Below are 25,712 nucleotides of genomic sequence, written 5' to 3'. Positions count from 1 at the left end.
TGTAACCACAAATATACAAATATTCATCAAAAATCAGCACGGAAGCCAAGAAAATAGCAAGTTTTATCCCACAGGAATTTTCAGAACCTGTCCGGGACGGATATTTGCATTCGGTAATCCGTTCGCCTTTTGTATCAAAGCTGCCGACACACCGGGATACTTTTTCGATATTGTGTAAAGGGAATCTCCCGATTTCACTTGATAAGAAACATAGCCATCACCCTGTTTCTCAACTATTTTCGAAGGAGAAGTCGTTTTAGGTATCGCCTTAGACTTTGCTGTTGAAGCAAAAGCCACCCCACCATTATCCACATACAAAGTCAATCGCCGCCCGTTAGCCAGCTTGTTCGACTTCAGACCGTTCCATTGACGTACTTCTTTTGGAGTCACTCCATACCGGTCGGCTATCGCATAAATATTTTCGCCGGAAGCAACACGATGAGTAATCTTTTCGCGGTTGGAAGACTTTCCGCCGTCTTTGTCGGACGGATTATAAGCCAGACAATTCTCCAGCAAATCTTCTGCGCGGTGCGTATAAATCGTATCTTCTTTGTCGATGAAAGCATACGTCTGGTTTACCGGCAATTTCAACACAGACGGCTCCGTGTTTCCGGGGATAATATCACGCTTATATTGCGGATTCAAGGCACGGATCTGTTGAATATCCATTTGTAGTATATCCGCCACCTGCTCCAGATGCAGTGCTTTAGTGACAACGACCGTATCGGTAGCCAGCGGCATACTGGTCTGTATCGGACAGATATTATGATCGCAATAATAGTTCATAATATAATTTGCCGCAATGAATAACGGCACATACGAGCGGGTTTCTTTGGGCAGATAAGGGAATATCTCCCAAAAATCAGTCTTCCCTCCGGAACGACGGATGGCTTTATTTACATTTCCCGGTCCGCAATTATAAGAAGCCAGCACCAGATTCCAGTCACCATAAATAGCATACATATCTTTAAAATAACGACAGGCGGCATGCGTAGCCTTTACCGGATCACGACGTTCGTCAACAAGGCTGTTGATCTCCAGTCCGTAAATCTTTCCGGTCGGAAGCATGAACTGCCATAAGCCGCAGGCACCGACACGTGATAAAGCAACAGGATTCAGGGCACTTTCCACCACGGCCAGATATTTCAGCTCGATTGGCAAGTCATGTTCATCCAGCACCTGTTCGATGATCGGAAAATAAAAATCCGCCATACCCAGCATATAGCGTACCAGATTACGGCGGCGGTCGGCATATAAATCAATGCAATCGCGTACTACCTTATTATAAGGTAAAGAAATAACACGCGGAAGGCTTTCCAGACGTTCCCGGTAGACAGAGTCAGGGAACCATACATTTGCGGCATCGTCATGGCAATATTCATCTTTCTTGGAAAAGTATTGCACATGCCAGGAATGAAGCAGGCTGTCGACATCCGCATCCAGACTTTCGGGTATCAGACCGACATCAACCGACAGGGAGTCGGCGGAAAGGTCCGAATACTGAGGTTCTTCATTTTCAGTTATTGTTTCCTGTGCACGGGCAACAGTAACGAAACAGCAGAAACAGAGTAATGATAATAAGTATTTCATGTATTAATTAGAATTTTATACTGCAATTCAGGCCATATATTCGTTCACTGACGCTGGTCTTAGGCATCACCATCGGTTCCACCCGCATACTCAGGTCAGGAGATATATCAAAGTCGAACAACTGGGCATCCACATAAGCATCGATCATACAGATAGCATAAACGCCGGCTGTGATAATAATACTCAAATCCCTGTAACGACGGAAATAGTCCTTACGGCGCTTGATGTTATCCTGATAAGATGCAGTCGTAATAAATTTTTCCGGATCATATCCGTTCTTCTTCGCAATATCCGTCCATGAACTGCTCCATTTAGACGGATCATCCGCATTGTTTTTCACATCATACATCAAATCAAAATAGGCCGTCGAATAATCCTTATAATTCTTGTTATTCCAGGTTATCGCATAGATACAGCCCATAAAACCACCATATACAATAGGTAATTTCCAGTAAGCCTTGTTATATATCTGTCCCAATCCCGGCAAAATAGCCGACAAAATAACCGCCTTTGTCGGATTGGGTTTGAACGGTTTCAGATCTATTTCCTTGCCCTTTACCCGGCTCGCAGAGTCAGCCGACTGAAGTACAGCCTGCACCGTTGAGTCGGGTGGTGCAACAACAACCGTATCGGCGTCGAGTATAACCGCCTTGCCTTGTGCTTTTGTATATAAAGAGATACCCGTAAGCACCACCAGCAAGCACAGTATCCTGCTTATTTTTAATTTCATCCTCACGAATCTACCGTCAACTTATTTCAATTTATCCAACAGACCGATCAGTCTTTCCAGTTCTTCTTCCGAGGTAAAAGGAATCGTGATGCGTCCTTTTCCCTTCTCGTTGCACGCCAATTGTACCTTCGTATTAAAGAATCGGGACAAATGATCCTTCAGCAGGTTAAATTCTTCGGGAAGCATCGGTTTGCGTCCGGCTGTCTTCTCTTTCTTTTCTGCCGCTACAGCTTCAGCTCCGTTCCGCACGATCTCTTCCACATTACGTACGGAAAGCCCTTCCGCCAATATCTGTTCATACAGAGCCAGCTGCACTTCCGGATCTTCGACCGGCAGCAGGGCACGAGCATGTCCCATATCGATTTTCTTATCTTTCAGCCCCATCTGTATCTCGGCAGGCAACTTCAGCAGGCGCAGATAGTTGGCAATAGTCGCCCGCTTCTTTCCTACCCGTTCGCTGAGTTTTTCCTGAGTCAGACCATAGCTATCTATCAGTTTCTGATAAGCCAATGCAATTTCTATCGAGTTAAGGTCTTCACGCTGTATATTTTCGATCAGCGCCATCTCAACTACATTCTCGTCGGCTGCCGTCTTGATATAAGCAGGGATCTGTTCCAGACCTGCCATCAGAGAAGCACGGTAACGACGTTCACCGGAGATGATCATATACTTCTCGGTTCCGATCTCTTTCAGGGTTATCGGCTGAATAACACCCAGGGAACGGATAGAAGTAGCCAGTTCCTCCAGTGTTTCTTCCTCAAATATAGAACGGGGTTGATCCGGATTGGGCTGAATCTTGCTCAGTTCTATCTCACTGATAGAAGACGAACCGCCTGTCTTCAGGTCGTCCATCGTGATCAAAGCATCCAATCCACGGCCAAGAGCCGATCTTTTCATTACTGCCATAATTCTACTTATTTGTTTTTGTCTATCAGCTCCTGTGCCAACTGCATATGATTGAGCGCTCCTTTCGATTCGGCATCGTAAAGCAATACCGGTTTGCCGTAGCTGGAGGCCTCACTCAGCTTCACATTACGCTGAATAACGGTTGTAAAAACGAGATCGCGGAACGGACGTTTCACTTCTTCGTAAATCTGGTTGGCCAGGCGAAGGCGCGAATCGTACATCGTCAGCAGGAATCCCTCGATTTCCAAAGCCGGATTCAGCTTTGACTTAATAATTTTTATCGTATTCAACAGTTTACTGATACCTTCCAATGCAAAATATTCACATTGTACAGGGATCATGACCGAATCGGCTGCCGTAAGGGCATTTACTGTAATCAGCCCCAGAGAAGGAGAACAGTCAATCAGGATAAAATCGTACATATCCTTCAGGGGAACGAGAATCTGTTTCAGGATTTGTTCCCGGTTCTCCATGTTCAGCATTTCAATCTCCGCACCCACCAGGTCGATATGCGACGGAATAATATCCAGTCCTTCCACCTCGGTCGGGATAATGGCACCTCTCGCATCCTCACCATTCACCAGGCATTCATAGATGGACAACTCGACACTGCGAATATCCACACCCAGTCCGGAGGAGGCATTTGCCTGCGGGTCCGCATCAACAACAAGCACCTTCTTTTCGAGTGCAGCGAGGGATGCAGCCAGATTAATCGTGGTCGTTGTCTTACCAACTCCACCTTTCTGATTTGCTAAAGCGATAATCTTTCCCATACTTCGTCTATTAATTCGGAGGCAAAACTAAACATTAAAAACCTAACGAAATCAGGTTTAAGCAAAACAATGCTCGTTTTGTTGAAAAGTCGCCCTAACTGTTGATAACTTGCAAATATAAACAGAATATTTAATAACTTGTTCCAAATGAGGAATATGCATATACTTTTTTGGAAATGATAACGAAGTTTTAAAAATACGAAGCCTCCCCGATATCAACCGGAGAGGCTTGTTTTGTGTCTGCGTTCCTCCTTCTCAGGAGTACTTGACAGAAGAACTTTATTTTATTACTTAATATTCATCATCCCACTTGTTCACCCGTCGCGGGTTACTGAATGGCTCTCCCGAAGGAGAACCATTACGCGGAATGATTATTTTGATTATAAATTTCTTATTTTACGATTGCTTTAACAGCTGCTTCACCCTCAACAGATACCACAACTACACCTGCAGGAACAGAAATTGTAGCTTCAGAAGAAGTAACAACTGTATTAGCAATTGTCTGACCAAGTACGTTAGTGATTACTATATTCCTGCCTTCAGCACCCTTAACGATTACGCCACCGTCTGCTGCAACAACAGAGATAGTTGATGTTGCGATTACTTCGTTTTCTGTTGCCATATCATCTTCAGAACCAGCTTCTGCATTGAAGATCAGGGCTGCATCACCACCGGTCTTAGCATTTTCGAATTTTGCTTCTGTCGGATCTGACAATACCAAGCAATTGTTTTGTTGTCTGATCCATGCAGCATTCATAGGAGCAATAGCTTCAGCTGTATTACCTTTAGGATCAACGTTAGACTCGATCAAGAATGCTACGTCCAGATTTTCTTCTGTTGCATCAGCTACCTTTTCAGGATTGATGTAACGGAATGACCATGTGTAGTTCTTATGTTCGTCTTTCTTAACGTCAGCCTTCATATCAATACCAGCAATACCAGCTTCTTTGATAGCGTCAATTGTCAAATCATTTGTTGATACACCAACAAACTTATCACCCAAAATGTACAGCACACTGTCTTGTTCAACAGCATCAACGAAACCAACACGGCTGTAAGTACCATAGTGATATTTCTGATCTACAAATGCTGTTGCTGTTTCCACAGAATCAGCAAAGCTTACCAACAGTTTGTAACGATCGAAACCTTTCACTGCTTTCTGTGCATGGAAACATTTGTATGGATCTGTTGTTTCTTCACCTGCTTCTTTATCATAGTGCATGTGATCTTCGTTACATTTTACAGCTGGCTTACCTTCATTTACACTTTCATTCACAATAACCAAATACTGCGGTTTGATCTGGTAAGCAGCAGATTTACCGATATTGTAAGGTCTTACCTTGAATGACAGACCGGCAGCAGCGATACCTTCAGCTCCAATACCCAAGTAATTAACACCTTCGCGCTGGAACTTTTCGTTCGTTTCGTCCATCAGATAATCGTTTACATAATATTCGTAGAACTTCAATAACTGTGCTTCGTCTTTACCTTCTTCTGTCAAGAAACGACGATACAAAGGAGCATTGTTAGGAACTACAGCAAATGCAGAAGTACGAGTCTCATTCAATACCTGATCTCTCAAAATAACGCTCAAATCCTGATCAGAAGAACCCATTTTAGATCCAGGTGCCGCTACATTGATAAACGCATAATACGGTTGTTTTACCTCTTTAGAAGCTGGCTGATAAAAATTATTTTCTTTCAAATAGAATTTCTGAGCTTTACTTGCATCATCAGTCAATTTGTAACGATTTTCTGCATCGATAGTGATGTAACATTTACCGTTTGATGTTTTTACATACGGAGTGTAAGTCACACGTGTCAATTGTTTCAAACCTGCTACATATTTAGTTGTGTAACCGTAATTTGCTTTTGCTGATTCTTCCATAAAGAAAGACAATTCGCTGTCTTTCACATTCAGAACAGAATCTTTCAACATACCCATGAACTTATCTTCAGCATAGGCATGCAGATAGTTGAACTTATAAGACATCACTTTCAGGTTTTCATCTTCCAGATTCAAATACCCCAAAGCTTCGTTGGCAATAACATCAGCAGCAACAGCTTCAACCTTTAGAGAATCATTAGTAAACAAATCTGCAAACAAATATTCACCTCCTTCATTATGACGGAATTGAACAGTATTAGCTACATCTTCGAATTCACGGTTCGTAATAGTCATTGCAGAAATTTTCTTAGCTTCAACAGTCATAGAGTCCTTCTTAACCATTACCCACTGATAAGCCGGCATACGCATAACGTCTTGTTCAGAGCCGATAACAGTTACCCATTCAGCAGCAGTCCAGTTTCCTGCGTTTGCACCGTATGTATTATAAATAGGAGCAGCTAAGTATTGCCCCTTCTTATTCTTGATCACATAAACACCATTGTCTTTAGATACACGGTTAGTAGTACCTTCATTTAACATGAATTTGATGTTACGAGACTGATTGGCAACAACAGCACCTAATGTTAATTCATTAGAAGCAGTCAACTGGTTCAAAATAACAGAGTTCTTATTTGTAGTTTCAATAGTCCAAGCTGTATTCTTTCCTTCATAAGAAGATTCAACAGCGTCTTTTTTATTGTATGCTAGTACATCAATTGCCAAGCTATCCTCTGTTGGGTAGTAAGTAAATTTAAAGAGAGCTGATTTCGGATTACGTCCTTCACCGAAATTATTTACATAATCTCCATTAGCAGGCATATTCGCCTTTACAGCTTTCACTTTATCAGTAAACTGAACGCCTTCTTCATTGTTTACATACAATCCCGGAATGTATACTGTATCAGCCATCAGATAAGTATCTTCACAAGGTTTGTCATCATTTGTTTTATCAATAACTTGCAACATCACATAGTCAGCTGCAGTTAAATGCCAAGAAAAATTATGATAGATCTTGAACTCTTCTTCATCTGTTCCGTTTTGTGGATTCAGATTCCAAGCACGATACGCATTCTTGGTAAACATATCACCTAGTGTACTATTTGTTCCTACTTTCAACTCTGGAGTTGCAGATAGTTTGAAAGAAGTACCTTCTACATCTGTACCTAATTTAGTATTCAGATCTTTAGCTGTCAAAACAGCACCTGCTGCTCTTACTGGAGCAATTTCAATTTGACCTGGTATAGTTGCAATTTTATTTACATCTTCTTTAGCTGCCATCACTTCACCGTTAACTCCAGCAGTTAAATATACAACTGAGTCAGAAGTGAAATAAGACTTAACTGTCTGATGATCGTTATAGGAAAAACCATTTTCCTTCTTTACAGAAGGATACCATTTCCAAGAGCTAACATTACCTCCCATGTTTACAGCTTTCGGAGTTGTAGTCAATTCTTTCAAATCAACAGACAGAGAAGTTCCTCTAGCCTTATTTACCAATGTAAAGTCTGGACCGCTAGTTTCTTTAGAAACATAACTAATTGTCCATAAAGAAGAATTAAGGTCAGTAACTTGACTGGTCGGTAAAAACTCAGCCTTATACACACCATCCGTGTTAGTCATTACCAAAAGCTGGTCTGATCCACCATACAATTGATAAGCTTTACCTTCTTCTATTGCTTTAACCGAGCCATCATTTGGAGCTGGACTATTAACAGCAAAAGTAGAAGTCATTCCACCGGCTACAAGAAGTGTAGCCAAAAGCGTAGAAAACTTTTTGTTCATAATTCTAAAATTTAATATTAATACTAAAGTGTAATAAGTTCTTATTCAATACGATCGCTATCAAAAACTACCTCTTATCGTATGACTAAATTTATCGATCGTTTTAGCTAGTCATTTCTACCCCCTTCTTTTTACCCATTATTCATCTATTTTATCGGATAAAACATCTTTTATATATTAATTATGTACGCACGTACGTTAATATCAAGTTTACATAGAATTGATTTTCAAGTCATATGCACATTCTAAACAGATACTGATCTTTACTTTCCATGAGATCAAAAACTATTTTACCCACAAATTTATCCATACAGACGGAGTCAACCTCACAAACCCACAAGTTTATTATCTACAAGTCAATCAATTAACTGGTGAATCCACCATTCTATTCCGGCGTCACCAACACATTATCGCACTATTTTTAATACAGACAGACTCACTCGAACAGGATAGTAAAAGATAAAAAACAGCACACGGAAAATTAAATATTAAACACCCTGAAATTAATGGCAAAATATAGTAACTTTAAATATGTAATGCAAGCATTACATATAAGTAAAGTACATATTACATTTTAGTAATGGTAGCATTACTTTTTAGTAAAGTATGTATTACAGAAATCAAAGTAAGCAGAAAAATACTTAGAATTACCATGCTTATTTCTTAGTTATACGGACGTAACGGCTTAGTTCCCGATAGGTAAAAATAATAACCAACCAGTCATTCCGCTTGTCTCGTCCCTTTACTATAGTGACGCCAAACATAACCGCTGGCGTCACCCCATAAAGAGATGATAGTCAACATACAAATACAACAAGTAAATTCAGTGACACCCTTTTGATTAAAACAAATATAATCTCCAGAAACTCAAATTGTACCGTCCGGAAGTAACTTTCTCCGAACGTTAAGAAAAAATTAAAAGCATCCTCCGTCAAAAGATTATCGTTACATTTGTAGTGATATTTAAAAGAAGTTGCGATGAATGATAGACCGTTGATACTGATTACAAATGATGATGCGTAAATGCCAAAGGTATTAAAGAGTTGACTGAATGCCTGAGAGACCTGGGCGATTTAGTCGTATTTGCTCCCGACGGCCCCCGTTCGGGCATGAGCAGTGCGATTACTTCTGAAAATCCAATCAAATATAATCTGGTGAAGAGAGAACACGGACTTACAATCTACGAATGCACAGGGACGCCGGTGGACTGTGTGAAACTGGCTATCAATGAAGTGCTTGAACGTAAACCAGACCTACTCGTTTCGGGTATCAACCATGGTGGCAATATGGCGATAGCTGTTCTTTATTCCGGTACGATGGGAGCTGCTGCCGAAGGATGCGTATTCGGAGTTCCTTCGATGGGAGTTTCGTTACTCGACCATCATCCGGATGCCGACTTTACGGAATGTTGCCGTCTGGGACGTATGGTGGCACGCCGTGTACTGAAAGAAGGGTTACCTGCCGGAACTTACCTGAATCTAAATGTTCCGAAAGTGGATACAGTTAAAGGCATGAAGATTTGCCGTCAGGCTGCCGGAAAATGGGTGAAGGAATACAAACGCTCGGAAAATGGTGCCGGCAAACCGGTATTCTGGCTGACAGGTTCTTTCGAGAATGCCAAACCGATTCATCCGGACAACGATATGCTGGCACTCGACAGCGGATATGCTTCGCTGGTGCCCTGCAAACTGGATGTGACGGATTACGAATGGATGGAGAAATATAAAAACTGGGAAGGATGAAATATTTTCTGATCGCAGGCGAAGCTTCGGGCGACCTACATGCGTCGAACCTGATGGCGGCATTAAAAGAAAAAGACCCGGAGGCGGATTTCCGTTTCTTCGGGGGAGATTTGATGCAGGCTGTAGGCGGCACATTGGTAAAGCATTACAAGGAAATGGCTTTTATGGGTTTTATTCCCGTATTGCTCAACCTGCGAACAATCCTGAATAATATGAAAACCTGCCAGGAAGATATCCGGAAATATCAGCCGGACGTGGTGATATTGATCGATTATCCGGGATTCAACCTGAAAATAGCCAAATTCGTAAAGACAGTGCTGCATCTGCCTGTTTACTATTATATTTCTCCCAAGATATGGGCCTGGAAACAGTACCGCATCAAAGACTTCCGCCGTTATGTGGACCGGATGTTCTGCATCCTGCCTTTCGAAACCGAGTTTTTCCGCAAGCTGGATTATTCGGTCGATTATGTAGGAAATCCATCTGTCGACTCGGTTGCCCAATATAAAGAAAAGCAAGCCAATCGCCCCGATACGTTTATGGCCGATGAAGGACTGCCGGATAAACCCATCTTGGCCCTCCTTGCAGGAAGCCGCCGGCAGGAAATCAAAGATAACCTTCCGACCATGCTCGAAGTGGCAGCTGCTACCCGGACTATCAGCCGGTTATAGCCGGAGCTCCCGGACTGGAACCGGAATATTACAAACAATATATAGGAAACCATCCTGCCAAAATCATCTTCGGCAAGACATACGACCTGCTGCAACACAGCCGGGCCGCCTTGGTTACCTCGGGTACGGCAACGCTTGAAACATCGCTATTCCGCGTACCGCAGGTAGTCTGTTACTATGTCGTGGCCGGACCGTTGGCCAGTTTTATCTTCCGCAATTTCTTCCATACCAAATATATCTCGCTGGTGAATCTGATTGCCGGACGCGAAGTCGTACAGGAATTGTTCGGTGCCCGCTTCTCTTATCAGCAGATACACGATGAACTGGGCAAAATACTTCACGATACGGCTTACCGCCAACAGATGCTCGACGGTTACGACGAGATCATCCGGATACTCGGTAAACCAGGAGCTTCACAACGTACAGCCACACTTATCTACCAGTCATTAAACAATTAACATCTTTTATCATATTATTTTGCAGCATTTTTCGCTTATCTCCCATCTAACCTTTTAGAATGGGAAAATAAACAATTGTGATATGAATGTGATGAGGACGTTGAAAACTTTTATACTGGTTCTAGGAACCATTCTGGCGACCTTTACCATGTATTCTTGTTTAGATGATGACAGTAATTCTTCTAATAAATACAGTTTTGGAATAGCTACAATCAAACCATTAGGGAATGACGCCTATTACCTGCAATGGGATGATTCAACGACTTTCTGGCCGGCATCCGGCGTTACTCCTTATTTCGGGGTAGATAAAGAAAGACGTGCTTTTATAAACTTTACATTATTGGGAGATTCGACCAGCCACATGGCAGAAGGATATGATTATGCAGTCCGTGTAAACAGAATCGACAGTGTATTGACTAAATCAATCGTTGGCGATCTGGGTGAGAAAAATGATGAATATTACGGCAATGATCCGTTATGGATGAAGTCCGTATGGATTGAGGATGGTTATATTAATTTCCAGTTCGAATCTTATTTCGACGGATCGACCAAACATTTTCTCAATCTGGTGAAGATGAACAATACGGATACATATGAACTGGAGTTCCGTCATAACGCATACAACAACTTGTCGGGCGGACAAGGTTGGGGCCTGGCCTCATTCAGACTGAATAGTCTGCCGCCTACAAACGGTGATACAGTGACGATGAAGGTGAAGTATAAATCGTATGAAGGTGATGATACGATTGAACTTAAATACAAATCAGGTACCCCTGCCGGTAAAGCGCCGATGTTGGGAGCCGAGAATTTTCAAGTGACAAATTAAACCTTCCCACATAACTTTTATTTTTATCATTTAGTTCAGGGAGAGAGGCATCGTGATGATGCCTTTCTTTTTTTGTCTAATTTTGTGACAGAGATGCAACGGTCGGACGTTTTCTCTCGTTTATATAAACAAATGAACGAAACAACAGTACAACTGATAAAGGGTTGCCGGGAAGGAAAACGGAGTGCGCAACTGGGCTTGTACAAACAATTCGCACAACGATTGTACATAGCTTGCCTGCGCATTGTCGGCAACAGCGGTGAAGCGGAAGAAGCCATGCAGGATTCGTTCCTGAAAATCTTCACGCACATCGACCAATATAAAGAAGGGCAATGTTTCGAAGCTGGATACATCGGATAGCAGTCCATACAGCCATTGATTATGTGCGCCGGCAAACACCGGAATGGGAGGAACTATCCGACAACTATGCCGATCCGGAGCCGGACGGACCGAACGAAGAGGAAATAGCCTACTCGGTAAAGCAGGTGAAAGAGGCAACCGGTAAATTACCCGCCGGTTACCGCGTAATCCTCTCGCTCTACCTCTTTGAGGGATATGATATGGAAGAGATTGCCTCTATCCTGAACATTCAGCCGCCAAGCGTACGCAGCCAATATCTGCGGGCAAAGCGCAAATTGTTAGACATTATAGCAGCAAATTGACATGGACAAATTAAAGAATTTCATAGACACCAATAGAGAAGCATTTGAAGATGACCTTCTGCCGGAAGGTCACTTCGAACGCTTCGAAAAGAAACTGCCGCCTGCCCGCAGGAAACATTTCAAACTATATAGTTTGTCTGCTTTCGCTGCCGCAGCCGCCATTGCACTGATACTCCTGCTCCGCATGCCGGGTGGGACGCCTGCTCCTGTAAATCAAAAAGCTGCCATACAGCAACAATGCAGCCAGCAAAAGGAATTTGGCGAACTCCAGGTCTATTACAAGATGCAGATCAACGACATCATGGCACAAATGGAATCGTTGTATAAAAAGGAGAAGACTCCGGGAGCCGCCGGTCTGTTACAGGAAAGCAAAAGGATTCTGAAAGACAACTATATGTTTGAGGAAACAATCCTCCCGACACTGCCTTGCTCGAACGACGGCCTGTTCGCTATGAACCAGCATTACAGTGCGAGTGTCGAAAGCCTGAACATCATGCTGAAGCAGATGGAAATAGTTACAAACGATAATGATGACAAATAAAATATATATCATGAATACAAAACAATTAAAAAGCCGTTCCTTATTACTTCTGGCAGTGTTACTCATCGCAAGTACCGCTATCAGTTGGGGCGCAAAACCGGAAAGTATTAAGAAGAAAGAGATCAGTAAATCTTTTGACGTCAGCCTGAGTGACTTATTGATGACGGACAATCGTTACGGCAATACGACCATCACGCACTGGAACAAGAATGAAGTGGCAATCCGTGTTGAGATAGAGGCAAAAGCCGAAAGTGCGGATGCTGCACAGGCTTGCATCGACCGTGTGAACATCGAACTAAAGAAAAGCGGGAATACGGTTTCCGCCATCACTTCGCTGAAACAGCAAAACTGGGGTAATAACAATTCCAATATCCGGTTTACGATCAATTATTTTATCAGCATGCCTTCGAAGCTGTCAATCAACCTGTCGCAGAAATACGGAAACATCAATCTGCCGGACAAGAATGAAGGCAAAAGCACGATACAGGTGAAGTACGGCAACCTGAATGCCGGCAGTTTCACCCAGCCTCTCAACCTGGAAGCTAAATACGGGAATGTGGATATTAATAATGTGACGAAAGCGAATCTGGACCTGGGATACTGCGGAAACGTCTCTGTCGGCGATGCGGAACAAATGAATGCCGACAATAAGTATTCGAATATGAATATTAAGAAATGCGGCCAGATCAATCTGGAAAACAAGTATGGTAATATAAAAATCGAAAGTCTTGACAAAGGCTATATGGAGATCAAATACAGCGAAGCGATGATCGGCTCGGTAAAAGATGAATTGAATGTGGATGAACTGGCTTACAGCACATTGACAATAAAAGAATTGTCTGCCAACTTCAAACAGGTGAATGTAGATGCACGCTATGGTAATCTGAATATCAGCGTTCCGGCAAAAGCATCTTTCAAAATCGCAGCCGAAAACATGAAATACGGCAGCCGTAATGTCAATGGTTTCAACATCACAAACTCTTCGACAGAGGATAAAGTGAACCATTACTATGAAATCAACAGCGGAAACAAGGGACGCATCAATTTCGACGGAAATAATTACAGCAATATTAATGTGAAGGCGTTAAAATAACCTACTTTTCCCTTGATGGAAAAGTAGGCAAAAGATCAAGGCTTAACCGGCTTCACTGCTTCGGTGAAAGACTCCGCTGAAAAATCCGAAACTCGCTTCGCTCAGACAACGGATTTTTTTAACCGCTTCGTCTTCCCCCTACGCGGACGTTCACCCGCTTAGGCCTTTCCCAGGAAGCTTTGCTTCCTCTTAGGATGGCCGACACCGATACTTATAAAATAAAAACTTTCGGATTTAACAGGTAGTATCGGCAATCCCAGGAGAACGCAAAGCGTTCTATGAAAGGCATCATTTGACGAGCGTAAAGCGAAGTATCCGTAGAGAGCGCCCGGAGGCTGTGCTGTTTAAGCGAAGCGAGTTCACAGACGACAGCGAACGTAGGATACTGAGTAGCGAGGCAAATGCAACCTTGAACTTGGTTACTTTTCTTTCAAGAGAAAAGTAACAGCCAACACTTTATCCAATGCCGAATAAAATATCAGCGAACCGGCGATAGCCGCAATTGTCATGATAAACGGCAGTTTATCCTTTATCCCTTCCAGCATATGATCAACGCTTCCTGCGGGCTGTTGGCCTAAAAGCATCAATACGCCGGCAAACACGACGAGATATGCAATAATGACACCAACAATCATAAAAGGGGGCATTCCGGAACTCATCCTGACCTTTTTCACTTCCGGTACTTTCAACGGTTCTTCCTGCATGATAAGATCCATGATCCGCAGGCTTAAATCCGGAGATGGCTTAACCATTCCTTCTTTCAGAAGTTTGCCGGTCAAGCGGTTTATATCTTTATCTGATATACTCATAACACATTAGCTGTTTCATTCTTCATCATTAACTGTAATGTTTCGTAGAAATGCTTACGTCCCCGAAACAATTTTACTTTAATATTGGAAGGCGTCAGATCCGTGATCTGACTGATGTCCGCAATGGAACACTCTTCCAGGTAAAAGAGATTAAGTACCAGGCTCTCGTCGGCCGGTAACTTTTTCAATACACGTGCAATTATTTCTTTCCGGTCTTCCCGCTCCAGGATAGCCGTTGCACTATCTACTTCACTGGTTGTAAGATCGGTTGCAATAGCATCATCATAACTGTCGAATACGGATTGCTTCCGCTGGGCGGTAATGGCCGTATTATAGACAATTTTATAGAACCAGGTAGAAAACTTACTGCCAAACTGGAAAGACGGAAGCGCACGATACATCTTGACAAAAGCATCCTGCACGACTTCTTCTGCCTCCTCGCGATTCTCCAGTATGCGGAAGGCAATCGTAAATGCCATCTGCTGGTACTTCGCGACGAAGCAGGAGAAACTTTTGGTGTCCCCTGCCAGAATGCTTTTTATCCATTTTTGTTCGTCCATCAATCCGGTTTATTGTTCTTTCTCTTTTTCCAACATCTTGAGAACAATAAAGAAATAGGCCAGATAAGCTATACCGCCACCTAAAACAGTAAAGATAACAACAGAAAAACCAGCCCAGTCATTCGGCATCGTATCATCCAGATATATACCACCAATAGCTCCCAAAGCCAACCCGATCATCAACAAACCGTTGCGCAGGGCATTGAATTTATTCGCCTTCCTTTCCGGCTCTTCCAATACAATACCTTTCTCGATCATAGCCATACGCTCTTCATGTTTTGTCCGGGTAGTTCTTACTACAAGTATCATAAGTAACACAACGGGCAAGCCTACCGCACAAACAATTGCAACCAGGGGAATCAACCAATCTTCCATAATTTCAATATTTAATTTGTTTCTAATTTGTTTCGTTTACAGATAAGACTAACGTTCCGGAAAGAAGGTTACAGGAATGACAAACTATTTTCAAAAAAAATACCCGAAAACCGGATGCACCTCCGATTTCGGGTATTTATCAATAAGTTATCCGTAAACTACAGAAAGATTAATCCAATATTTTAATCTTAATGTTACGATACCAAACGTCGTCACCATGATCCTGCAAACCGATGAAACCTTCTTTGTTAGGTCCGCCACAGTTCAACAGTAGTTCATAAGCCAACGGCCATTTGTCTTTGCTGAATTTACTCTTGTCCAGCATTTCTTTCCACTGCTGTGTCCACAAGTGATATTCAACAACCGGTTCGTCATTCTGATAGTGAACAACCGTACCTTTGTAACACATGATCTTAGACTTGTTCCATTCGCCGAACGGTTTAGAGTTCTGCGGTTTAGCCGGGATCATATCATACAGGGAAGCAGACATACGATTACCATCTTTACCCAATTTGGCATCCGGATGGTTTGCATTATCCAAGATTTGAAATTCAGGGGCAGAAATATAAGAAGGTTGTCCTTCCACTTCCTGGATCATAATAAATACACCGGAATTAGCGCCTTTAGCTACTTTCCATTCCCATTCCAACTCAAAATTTTTGAACTTATGAGCAAATACCAGATCACCACCGTCCTTAGCACCAGCTTCACCGGCACCGGAGCCTTTGATATGAATTGCGCCGTCATTCACCTCCCAAGCATTAGGAACATCTGTACGGTCATATCCTCTCCAGCCATTCAGTGTTTTACCATCAAACATAGTAATCCAACCATCGGCATCTTTCGGGAACGTAGACAGGTCTACTGTCGGTAAATCCAATAATTTGTATTCAGGCACAGCTGCTTCTGTTTCTGCTTCAGCTGTTGCATCGGCAGCAGCTTCATCTGTTTTCTTTCCACCGCCACAAGATGTAAAATAGCACATCATCAGCGCGGCACTGATAAATAATACTGACTTCTTCATTTTTATGTAGTTTAAAACTGTTATCTAGGCATATCAGGCAATTTCCAACCATCGCGATAGTTGTGCTTGATCAGTTCGGCTGCAAACTGTTTTGCATTAACAGGATCTGTCCAGTCCTTTGCAAACGAAGGATGACCATCTTTGATAGTGAAACCGTCTTTGATACAAGTCTTTATCATTTCGTTATCACCGATGTTCGTAAATTGCATGTTAATGCCATCCCATTTCAATGTTCTGTTCAGACTCTGTAGCGAACTGCTAATACCCCCATCACGATCATTTCATTGAACGGACCGGCTTCCGAGAAATTCGATTTTGTTTGTACACGGCTGGATGCATTTTCTTTACAAGCACGTACCCAATCCATTTCATGTCCTTTTACACGACGACATACTTTAGGAGCATTTGGAACACGACCTGACAACAAGAACGGCTGCTGTCCGTAACAACCGCAAATCAATGTATCTTTCGTTCCATGGAAAATAGTCAGACCGCCACCAGGTCCCATCAATTCTTTTCCTTCCGGGAAACCTTCCGGACGATTCGGCATCATACCGCCGTCATACCAATGAATTTCAACTTCCGGCATGGCCAGTTTCGGCATATTTTCACGAGCCGGGAAAATAAACTTCACATGCTGTGCATTAGGAGCGCAATCACGAAGCAACAAAGTAGAAGAAGCTTCAACGCTTGTCGGATAACCTAATTTCAATGCCTTAAACGGAGTGTGCATGATATGGCAAGCCATATCGCCTAAAGCACCTGTACCATAAGCCCACCATCCGCGCCAGTTCCAAGGATGATAAATTTTGTTGAAAGGTTTCAATTCGGCAGGACCGGTAAATAAATCCCAGTTTAATGTAGAAGGCACCTTATCTGCTTTATCCGGAGTATTCAAACCTTGCGGCCAAATAGGACGGTCTGTCGCACATTCAACTTTTGTGATATCACCGATTTCGCCATTCCAGATCCATTCGCAAACCAAATCCGTATCTTCAGAAGAAGAACCTTGGTTACCCATCTGAGTTGCAACATTTGTAGAAGCAGCCAGTTTAGTCAACAAACGAGATTCGTACACAGAGTGTGTCAACGGTTTCTGACAATAAACATGTTTGCCCAATGTCATCGCATCTCCCGTAATCATAGCATGTGTATGGTCGGCTGTAGCGATAATAACGGCATCGATAGATTTACCCATCTCATCGTACATCTTGCGATAGTCCCAATATTTTTTAGCATTCGGATGTTCGTCGAATACGCCTTTCGCATATTTCCAATCCACGTCGCAAAGAGCAACGATGTTTTCACTTCCTTTTACAGCATTAATATTGGCATGTCCCATACCGCCGATACCGACAGCAGCAATATTCAATTTATCTGTTGGAGCCACATACCCATGACTTTTTCCTAAAACGGAACCCGGAACAATGGTCAATGCAGCAGCAGCGGCTGCGCCTCTTTGAAGAAATGATCTTCTAGTGATGTTTGACATAGTAATAATTTTTATAGATTAGCACTTAATAATAATATTCTGATTCAATTGTCACATCTTAAAAACACAAACTGACGCAAATATAGCCAATGCGAAAATAACAACAAGCCGTCCTTCCCGCTTTCTTTTTCAAAATAGTTTTTTTTAACAGTGCTTATAGACAATGTCTATTTTTTCATAAATATTATCTATGGAGCTAGGTGTTTGAAAAGTCGTTCTTTCTTTTATATTTGTCTAGCACAAAACATATTCACCGGATTTCTGTTATATAAATGAAGAGCTGAACATGAAAAAGAAACCAATACTTGTTCGAATTTACCAATTTTACCTGGAAGGATTTCGTGAAATGAAGCTGGGTAAAACGCTATGGCTGATTATATTGGTCAAGCTCTTCATCATGTTTTTTATATTAAAACTGTTTTTCTTTCCTAATTACCTGGGACAGTTTGATAGCGATTCCGAGAAACAGGAACACGTATCGGGTGAATTGATCAATCGAGCAATTACTCCTTAATTAATATAATTATGATCGAAAGCATTGACACTTCTTTGATTGACTGGTCGAGGGCGCAGTTCGCTCTGACGGCCATGTATCACTGGCTTTTTGTACCCCTGACTTTAGGGCTTGGTGTGATCCAGGCAATACTGGAAACCATTTATTACAAAACAGGTGACGAATTCTGGAAAAAGACAGCCCAGTTCTGGATGAAGCTGTTTGGTATTAACTTCGCGATCGGTGTCGCCACCGGTCTGATTCTCGAATTTGAGTTCGGGACGAACTGGTCGAACTACAGCTGGTTCGTCGGTGATATTTTCGGAGCGCCGCTGGCCATCGAAGGTATCCTTGCTTTCTTTATGGAAGCGACATTTATCGCGGTTATGTTCTTCGGCTGGGACAAAGTAAGCAAACGTTTCCACCTGGCTTCTACCTGGCTGACAATTATCGGAGCCACCTTATCCGCCCTGTGGATCCTGATCGCCAATGCCTGGATGCAGCATCCGGCAGGTATGCAATTCAATCCGGACACGGTACGCAACGAAATGTTCGATTTCTGGGCAGTCGCTTTGTCGCCTGTCGCCATCAATAAATTCTTCCACACCGTATTATCCGGCTGGATCGTAGGTGCATTATTTGTAATAGGCATCAGTAGCTGGTATCTGTTGAAGAAACGGGAAACGCGTTTTGCCCTGGAAAGTATCAAGATCAGCGCCATTTTCGGACTGGTTGCTTCTTTACTGATCCTTTGGACCGGTGACGGTTCCGCCTATCAGGTTGCTCAGAAACAGCCGATGAAGCTGGCTGCCATGGAAGGCCTTTACGAAGGAGGAAACGGCGTCGGACTGGTGGGCATCGGGATGCTGAATCCGGAGAAGACCAGTTATAAAGATAATGTAGAGCCGTTCATCTTTAATATACAAATACCCAAAATGCTGTCTTTGCTGGCAGAACGCAAGATAGACGGATATGTTCCGGGTATCAATAATTTGATCGAAGGAGGATATGAGACTAAAGACGGCACGCCGGCTCTTTCCGCAGCCGAAAAGATTGCCAAAGGACAACAGGCTATCCAGGCACTCGCCAAATACCGCGAAGCCAAGAAAGAGAAAGACGAAGTGGCCGCCAAACAATACCGGGCGACACTCGACGAGAACTTCCCTTATTTCGGTTACGGTTATATCAAAGATCCGGGCGACCTGGTTCCTCATGTAGGAATGACGTTCTATTCCTTCCGTATCATGGTGATTCTGGGAGGTTACTTCATCCTGCTCTTTATCATTGCGATCATCTGGAGTAAAAAAGACAAGTTCAAAGACACCCGCTGGCTTCAGAAAGTATGCCTGTGGTCGATTCCGCTGGGATATATTGCCGGACAGGCCGGATGGATCGTTGCCGAGGTGGGACGCCAACCGTGGGCTATACAGGATATTCTTCCGACGAGCGCATCTATCTCCAAACTGGCTACATCGTCTGTACAGACCACTTTCTTCCTGTTCCTGATTCTGTTTACAATCTTACTGATTGCCGAAGTGGGAATTATGGTGAAGGCTATCAAGAAAGGACCGGCCGTATCTACTAACAATGAAAACTAAAAATATACACCATGGATAGTACATATATATTATTACAACATTACTGGTGGTTCCTCGTATCCCTGCTGGGAGCACTGTTAGTATTCCTGCTTTTTGTACAGGGAGGTCAGTCATTGCTCTTTTCGATCGGCAAGACGGAGCTGGAACAAAAGATGTTATTAAACTCAACCGGACGTAAATGGGAGTTTACCTTTACAACACTGGTTACTTTCGGTGGTGCGTTCTTTGCCTCTTTCCCCTTATTCTACTCGACCAGTTTCGGCGGTGCTTATTGGGTGTGGATGCTCATTCTGCTTTGCTTCGTGATACAGGCCGTATCCTACGAATACCAAGCTAAAAAAGGGAACTTACTGGGCAAAAAGACTTACCAGATATTCCTGATCATCAACGGTGTGTTGGGCCCGATCCTGCTGGGAACTGCCGTAGGGACATTCTTCAACGGAGCTGAATTTTCAGTGAATAAAGGACAGATGACAGATATTACCATGCCGGTTATCTCGACCTGGAATAACTCTCTGCATGGGCTGGAAGCAGCATTTGTATTCTGGAACGTTTGTCTCGGGCTGGCCGTATTCTTCCTGGCACGTGTGCAGGCATTGCTCTATTTCATCAACAATATTGACAATAAGGATATAGTGGTCCGCTGCCGGAAACGTTTGATACCGGAAACAGCTTTGTTCCTGGTGTTCTTCCTGCTGTTCCTCGTACGTTTGATGCTGGTAGACGGTTTTGCCGTGAACCCGGAAACGCAGGAGGTGTTTATGCAGCCTTATAAATATTTCATCAACCTGATTGAGATGCCGGCTGTACTGGCAGTGCTGCTAGTGGGCGTAGTGCTTGTTTTGTTCGGTATTGTTAAAACAATCCTGTCGCAAACGTGGCGGAAAGGAATCTGGTTTGCCGGAACAGGGACCGTCCTCACCGTACTGGCGTTATTGCTCTGTGCCGGTTGGAACAACACGGCTTATTATCCGTCGTTGACCGATCTGCAAAGTTCGCTGACTCTTCAGAATAGTTCATCAAGTCCGTTCACGCTGAAAGTGATGAGTTACGTATCCATTCTCGTTCCGTTCGTGCTGGCTTATATATTCTATGCATGGAGGGCACTCGATCTTCATAAGATCGACGCAGAAGAGATGGAACAGAAAGACGGGCACACTTACTAAAGAACACGGCGTCCGTACAGACGGTTCACGAACCGCCCTTTGCAAGAAACATACCCCATAAAACAAAGGAAACGGCGAAGCTCACGCTTGGCCGTTTCTACATTTAACCGTTTTAAACAAAAAGAAAAAGTTAGTTAAGGCTTAGAATAAAATATCTTAAGTCTTTTTTACTTACTATAGAATGCTTCCTTTAGGACAGCAAACAAATATATGTAATCCGAAGCATCTTCGGAACAATCCGACCGCATTTTTTGTTATTTTTCACAGAACACAGATGCTTTTGTATTATCTTTGCAAACAATTATCCAAGGGATTCCTTTATGGCAGATTTCAATTTAAACATTTTGGGATGCGGTTCGGCCTTACCTACAACACGGCATCTGGCAACCTCTCAGGTAGTAGATTTACGGGACAAATTATATATGATAGACTGTGGCGAAGGCACACAGGTGCAGATGCGCCATATGCGTATCAAATTCAGTCGGTTGAATCATATTTTCATATCCCACCTGCATGGTGACCATTGTTTTGGTCTGCCCGGCTTGATCTCCACACTCGGTATGCTGGGACGCACCGGCGAACTGGTGATACATGCACCCAAAGAAATTGAAAACTATATGCGCCCGGTATTGGATACATTCTGCAAAGGCATGCCTTACGAGTCCGTTTCATCCTGTAGATACACGTAGCCATTCACTGATTATGGAGGATCGCTCGCTTTCCGTCTACTCCATTCCCCTGAAACACCGTATCCCGACCTGCGGCTTTTTGTTTGCCGAGAAGCCAAAAGAAGCCCATATCATCCGCGAGATGACCGACTTCTATCAGGTCCCCGTCAGATGCATGAAGGATATCAAGCTGGGAGAGGATTATGTCACGCCGGAAGGAGAAGTGATTCCCAATTCACGACTGACGCGCCCGGCTGCTCCCCCCAAACGTTATGCGTATTGCTCGGATACGGCCTACAATCCTTCCGTCATCCCGATCATTGAAGGGGTAGACCTTCTTTATCATGAGGCGACCTTTGCCGAATGCGACAAGGCACGCGCCAAAGAAACATTCCATTCTACAGCACGGCAAGCGGCAGACATCGCCCTGAAAGCCGGTGTCAAACGCCTCATTATCGGTCATTATTCTGCCCGCTACGAGGACTTGACAGCATTGCATCGCGAAGCGGAAGAAGTATATCCCGGCACCATTCTCGGAACCGAAGGGATGGTTTTGCCTATATAATATCGTGGTTTTCTTAAATAATAACTGCCAAATATCCAGCATATTCAAAATTATTCATACATTTGTACGAATTTAGGGTTTCGAATATGAGAATATTATTTTCCATAATTCTGTTGATCAGCGCTTACGTTGGTTCCCCGTTTATTGCAAGTGCGCAGCAAACGGTTCAGGCAACGCATGTCGTAAAGCAGGCAGAACCCGATTCTATCGAAATCAGCGCCTACGACAACAAGGTGGTTGTGAAGAACGCTCCCATCGGAAGCAAGCTGGAAATATACAGCGTGGTAGGCATCCGTGTCAAGGAAATCGAGCTGAAACAACCGGATGGCGAATACACCGTTAACATCGCCAAAGGTTACTATATCGTCCGCATCGGCGAAACTGTCCGCAAAGTAGCCATCCGCTAAATACATCTCCGTTGCTTTTGGATATTTTTTACTTATATCCATCACATCTCATTCTAATTTCCCCAATTTTTTTTACACAGTGGGGAAAAGCCCCCACCATAATGGGGGAAAGTCCCCACTGCAATGGGCTTATTTCCCCACCCTGATGGAACTTTTACTTCATCCGCACAAGCTATAAGCTCTTCCCGAATGAAACAAACCTCCGTATTCCCGAAAAGAAAAGAGGACCTGCCACCAAGACAAACCCTCTTCTTCTGTAATTATATATGTATAGGTTAAACTCATTTATAAAAATACCCATCAAAAAGCATAATCAAGACTTAGCCCAAATACTTTATTGGTACGGCTATATACATTAGCTCCGGGAAGACCCGTGCCAGAGTAATTGTTCGATTTCTTTGTATAATCATGGTAACTTGTCCACATATAACCCACGTTCAATGCCATCTTTTCGCTCAACATCACCTTAGCTCCGAAACCCAGTGAGTAAGAGTCACAGGAGAAACTGGTATCGCTCTGATAGTTGTCCGACAAACCATAATCCGTAATCTGGGCACCACCGCTAATAGTCAATCTCTTGATAATATCCCACTCGATACCCAGCAAATACTCGTTGGTACCTCTTTCGAGCTCTTTCTGTTTTCCTCCGGCCATTCCCGCTTTCTTATCATCGAAGAAATGATACTCAACAGAAGCTTTTAACATGGGCAAAAACTGATAAGAAGCAGCCACAGAAAGCATGGAAGGAATATCGTTCGGTGTATTCACACCATGCTTGTAAGCACCCACCAGATCTTCCGCACTTTCAGGATAATCCAACTTCTTTGTATCGTTTTCGATGTTCAGGTTCGTCTTAAACTCATATTTGGCACCGAAATTGAATTTACCATATTTAACATCGACTCCAAGAACCGGCGTAAGTCCCCAACCAGTCTGGTCGCAATTCAAAGCCAGCGCCATCAATTCTGATCCGCCTAAATTCTGTTTTAACTTCGCATTCAGATAACCGTCATAGTTCCCTGAAAAATAATTCATTCGACCACCGGCAAAGGCTGAAAGCCAGTCCGTGATTTTGTATCCCAAACCAAGTTGTAGAGAATAAATAAACTGTTTACCGTCCATCGCACTGTTAATAGTATACATTTCCGGAGTGACGATGGGACTTTGACCACCTGTCTTTATATAGTCTGTCAAACTTTCCTTGAATATACCGGCCATAGCAGCCGATTCGAACATAGGCAAACCGTCGTTAAACGAAGCCTTACCTCCTCCTCCCGTGATGGCAAAGAATCCGGAAATGGTCCAGTCGCCTTTTTTGTAAGCCGCGAAAACACTCGGAATCACAGGGGCAGCCGCTTTTCCTTTGTAATACTTTTTGTAGGGAGTCTCTGCCATTGTCGGCTTCTGATTGACCGGATCGAAACCATTATATGTACCAAAAGAGGCATCGATATTTCTAGTTTGGAAAGCACTCTGGATACTCACGCCTACGCGAAAACCATCTGTCGGCAAAAAAGAAAGGCCCGCAGGATTAGACAAAGCACCATCTATATCAATTGCAGCACCTCGCGAAAGTGATCTTAAAAAGGCTGCATGCTGATTAGTATTCGTCAAATATCCACCAGCGAAAGAAAGCAGAGGCATCATCATCAATGCCGCACCTAATAATACTTTTTTCTTCATGTTTTACTTTTCATTATTACAAAACGGCGGTAAAGATAAATACTTTTCTTTAATATTGCACACTTTTAATAGAAATGTGCGGCACAAATATGCCATTTATGTGCAATACTTCCAACTATCCCCCCTATTTTCAACTCTCAATTTTCAATTCTCAATTAAAAAAGTATCTTTGCAGCGAAAAGGAATGTCTCCTTTTCCGTGTGCTTGCTGAACCACGTATAAAACAAGAAAAATATGAAACATCAAGATGCCGCTCTGGTATGCTTCTCCGGTGGACAAGACTCCACCACCTGCCTGTTCTGGGCCAAGAAACATTTTAAACGCGTAGAAGCCGTATGTTTTACTTACGGCCAGAAACATTCCCTCGAAATTGATATTGCACGCAAGATTGCTGCCGATGCCAACGTGCCGTTCCAATTGCTGGACGTATCGCTAATCAGCCAACTGGCGCCTAACTCGTTGACGGACACTTCTATCGAAATGGATGAAGACAAACCGGCCGACAGTTATCCGAACACCTTCGTACCGGGAAGGAATATGGTTTTCCTGACATTCGCCGCCATCATGGCACGGAGCAAAGGTATTTTCCATCTCTCACCGGCGTATCGGAGGCCGATTTCAGCGGATACCCCGATTGCCGCGACACCTTCGTCCGCTCGCTCAATGTGACGCTGAACCTGGCGATGGATGAACAGTTCGTCATCCATACTCCTCTGATGGACCGCGATAAAAGCGAAGTATGGCAACTCTCCGACGAACTGGGCGTATTCGACCTGGTCCGCACGCAGACACTGACCTGCTACAACGGCGTCCCAGCCGACGGTTGCGGCCATTGCCCGGCTTGCAAACTGCGCCGGGAAGGATTAGAGAAATATTTGAAAAGAAAAGGATAAAAGGCTTGATAGTAGAAAAAGTGAGACTCGATGCTAGAAATAATCGAGCTATCTGCTAATTATAAGATGAACCAATTAGTGACGGTGTCTTCAGGCTGTAGGCCTGTAACAAACTAACCCAGGGTTTTAACCCTGGGGCTTCTTGAATCCTTCTCTTTCTGATGCACCCTGTAGGGGTGCGACAAGATGGAAAGGATTGATATTTACCTTGTCCCGCCCCTACAGGGCGGAAAGACAGGAGCGGGTTTTCATAAACCCAGGGTTAGAACCTGGGCTGGTTTGTTAAAGCCTTACAGGCTTACATTGACACCGTAGGT

At 43.4% G+C, this 25,712-nt stretch carries 17 protein-coding genes and 6 pseudogenes; 12 read left to right on the top strand and 11 right to left on the bottom strand.

Annotated elements, in window-relative coordinates; all coding sequences use genetic code 11:
• Positions 1-63 precede the first annotated feature (63 nt).
• The 5 genes from DXA15_RS01295 to DXA15_RS01275 form a co-directional block, all read right to left on the bottom strand.
• The gene (locus tag DXA15_RS01295) at positions 64-1,590 is read right to left on the bottom strand and encodes a lytic transglycosylase domain-containing protein (RefSeq protein ID WP_128132878.1); all 1,527 of its coding nucleotides are present in this window, start codon (positions 1,588-1,590) and stop codon (positions 64-66) included.
• 7 nt (positions 1,591-1,597) lie between these two features.
• On the bottom strand, positions 1,598-2,320 hold the full coding sequence (locus DXA15_RS01290) for a DUF5683 domain-containing protein (RefSeq protein WP_224264229.1): 723 nt from the start codon (positions 2,318-2,320) through the stop codon (positions 1,598-1,600).
• 21 nt (positions 2,321-2,341) lie between these two features.
• Positions 2,342-3,226: a ParB/RepB/Spo0J family partition protein gene (locus DXA15_RS01285; protein WP_128132877.1), complete on the bottom strand. Its 885-nt coding sequence runs from the start codon at positions 3,224-3,226 to the stop codon at positions 2,342-2,344.
• Positions 3,227-3,234: 8 nt separating this feature from the next.
• Positions 3,235-3,999 carry a ParA family protein gene (locus DXA15_RS01280; protein WP_128132876.1) on the bottom strand — a complete coding sequence of 255 codons (765 nt, stop codon included), beginning with the start codon at positions 3,997-3,999 and terminating at the stop codon, positions 3,235-3,237.
• A gap of 391 nt (positions 4,000-4,390) precedes the next feature.
• Entirely contained in the window at positions 4,391-7,669 is a 3,279-nt protein-coding gene (locus DXA15_RS01275) for a DUF6383 domain-containing protein (protein WP_128132875.1), read from the bottom strand.
• Between the two features lie 978 nt (positions 7,670-8,647).
• Between DXA15_RS01275 and surE the strand changes: the two are divergent.
• The 6 genes and pseudogenes from surE (at position 8,648) to DXA15_RS01245 (ending at position 13,662) form a co-directional block, all read left to right on the top strand.
• Positions 8,648-9,411: pseudogene (gene surE / locus DXA15_RS01270) on the top strand (5'/3'-nucleotidase SurE).
• Positions 9,408-10,540: pseudogene (gene lpxB, locus DXA15_RS01265) on the top strand (lipid-A-disaccharide synthase). The pseudogenes surE and lpxB overlap by 4 nt, the downstream one beginning before the upstream one ends.
• A gap of 82 nt (positions 10,541-10,622) precedes the next feature.
• Positions 10,623-11,366 carry a NigD-like protein gene (locus DXA15_RS01260; RefSeq protein WP_009859847.1) on the top strand — a complete coding sequence of 248 codons (744 nt, stop codon included), beginning with the start codon at positions 10,623-10,625 and terminating at the stop codon, positions 11,364-11,366.
• Between the two features lie 132 nt (positions 11,367-11,498).
• Positions 11,499-12,028 (top strand): annotated as a pseudogene (locus DXA15_RS27840) (RNA polymerase sigma factor).
• Position 12,029: 1 nt separating this feature from the next.
• A complete protein-coding gene (locus DXA15_RS01250; protein ID WP_128132874.1) occupies positions 12,030-12,569 on the top strand; it encodes a hypothetical protein in 540 nt (179 codons plus the stop codon).
• A 10-nt stretch (positions 12,570-12,579) separates the two neighbouring features.
• Positions 12,580-13,662: a hypothetical protein gene (locus DXA15_RS01245; RefSeq protein WP_128132873.1), complete on the top strand. Its 1,083-nt coding sequence runs from the start codon at positions 12,580-12,582 to the stop codon at positions 13,660-13,662.
• A 419-nt stretch (positions 13,663-14,081) separates the two neighbouring features.
• On the opposite strand, the gene DXA15_RS01240 is transcribed toward DXA15_RS01245, so the two are convergent.
• From DXA15_RS01240 to DXA15_RS01220, 5 genes and pseudogenes are all read right to left on the bottom strand, one after another.
• Entirely contained in the window at positions 14,082-14,471 is a 390-nt protein-coding gene (locus DXA15_RS01240; RefSeq protein WP_128132872.1) for a hypothetical protein, read from the bottom strand.
• The gene (locus tag DXA15_RS01235) at positions 14,468-15,031 is read right to left on the bottom strand and encodes an RNA polymerase sigma factor (RefSeq protein ID WP_128132871.1); all 564 of its coding nucleotides are present in this window, start codon (positions 15,029-15,031) and stop codon (positions 14,468-14,470) included. The genes DXA15_RS01240 and DXA15_RS01235 overlap by 4 nt, the downstream gene beginning before the upstream one ends.
• Before the next feature lie 9 nt (positions 15,032-15,040).
• A complete protein-coding gene (locus DXA15_RS01230; RefSeq protein ID WP_128132870.1) occupies positions 15,041-15,406 on the bottom strand; it encodes a DUF6249 domain-containing protein in 366 nt (121 codons plus the stop codon).
• Between the two features lie 169 nt (positions 15,407-15,575).
• Positions 15,576-16,430: a DUF1080 domain-containing protein gene (locus DXA15_RS01225; protein ID WP_128132869.1), complete on the bottom strand. Its 855-nt coding sequence runs from the start codon at positions 16,428-16,430 to the stop codon at positions 15,576-15,578.
• Positions 16,431-16,450: 20 nt separating this feature from the next.
• Positions 16,451-17,922, bottom strand: a pseudogene (locus DXA15_RS01220) (Gfo/Idh/MocA family protein).
• A 286-nt stretch (positions 17,923-18,208) separates the two neighbouring features.
• Here DXA15_RS01220 and DXA15_RS01215 point away from each other — a divergent pair.
• The 5 genes and pseudogenes from DXA15_RS01215 (at position 18,209) to DXA15_RS01195 (ending at position 22,819) form a co-directional block, all read left to right on the top strand.
• Complete coding sequence (locus DXA15_RS01215; protein WP_009859856.1) at positions 18,209-18,436, top strand: DUF4492 domain-containing protein; 228 nt, start codon at positions 18,209-18,211, stop codon at positions 18,434-18,436.
• Between the two features lie 11 nt (positions 18,437-18,447).
• Positions 18,448-20,013 (top strand): cytochrome ubiquinol oxidase subunit I, encoded by a 1,566-nt coding sequence (locus tag DXA15_RS01210; RefSeq protein WP_128132868.1) that lies wholly within the window; start codon positions 18,448-18,450, stop codon positions 20,011-20,013.
• 11 nt (positions 20,014-20,024) lie between these two features.
• On the top strand, positions 20,025-21,179 hold the full coding sequence (locus DXA15_RS01205) for a cytochrome d ubiquinol oxidase subunit II (protein ID WP_128132867.1): 1,155 nt from the start codon (positions 20,025-20,027) through the stop codon (positions 21,177-21,179).
• Between the two features lie 320 nt (positions 21,180-21,499).
• A pseudogene (locus DXA15_RS01200) lies at positions 21,500-22,412 on the top strand (ribonuclease Z).
• 86 nt (positions 22,413-22,498) lie between these two features.
• A complete protein-coding gene (locus tag DXA15_RS01195; RefSeq protein ID WP_128132866.1) occupies positions 22,499-22,819 on the top strand; it encodes a T9SS type A sorting domain-containing protein in 321 nt (106 codons plus the stop codon).
• Positions 22,820-23,119: 300 nt separating this feature from the next.
• Here DXA15_RS01195 and DXA15_RS01190 read toward each other — a convergent pair whose 3' ends face one another.
• Positions 23,120-24,502, bottom strand: a complete 1,383-nt coding sequence (locus DXA15_RS01190; protein ID WP_128132865.1) for an OmpP1/FadL family transporter — start codon at positions 24,500-24,502, stop codon at positions 23,120-23,122.
• A 234-nt stretch (positions 24,503-24,736) separates the two neighbouring features.
• On the opposite strand from DXA15_RS01190, the pseudogene queC reads away from it, so the two are divergent.
• Positions 24,737-25,395 (top strand): annotated as a pseudogene (gene queC / locus DXA15_RS01185) (7-cyano-7-deazaguanine synthase QueC).
• Positions 25,396-25,712 lie beyond the last annotated feature (317 nt).

It is taken from the genome of Parabacteroides sp. AM58-2XD, assembly GCF_003463685.1.
GTDB lineage: Bacteria > Bacteroidota > Bacteroidia > Bacteroidales > Tannerellaceae > Parabacteroides > Parabacteroides segnis.
The sequence above is the reverse complement of the archived record's forward strand: the minus strand, read 5'-3'. Positions and strand labels throughout refer to the sequence as shown.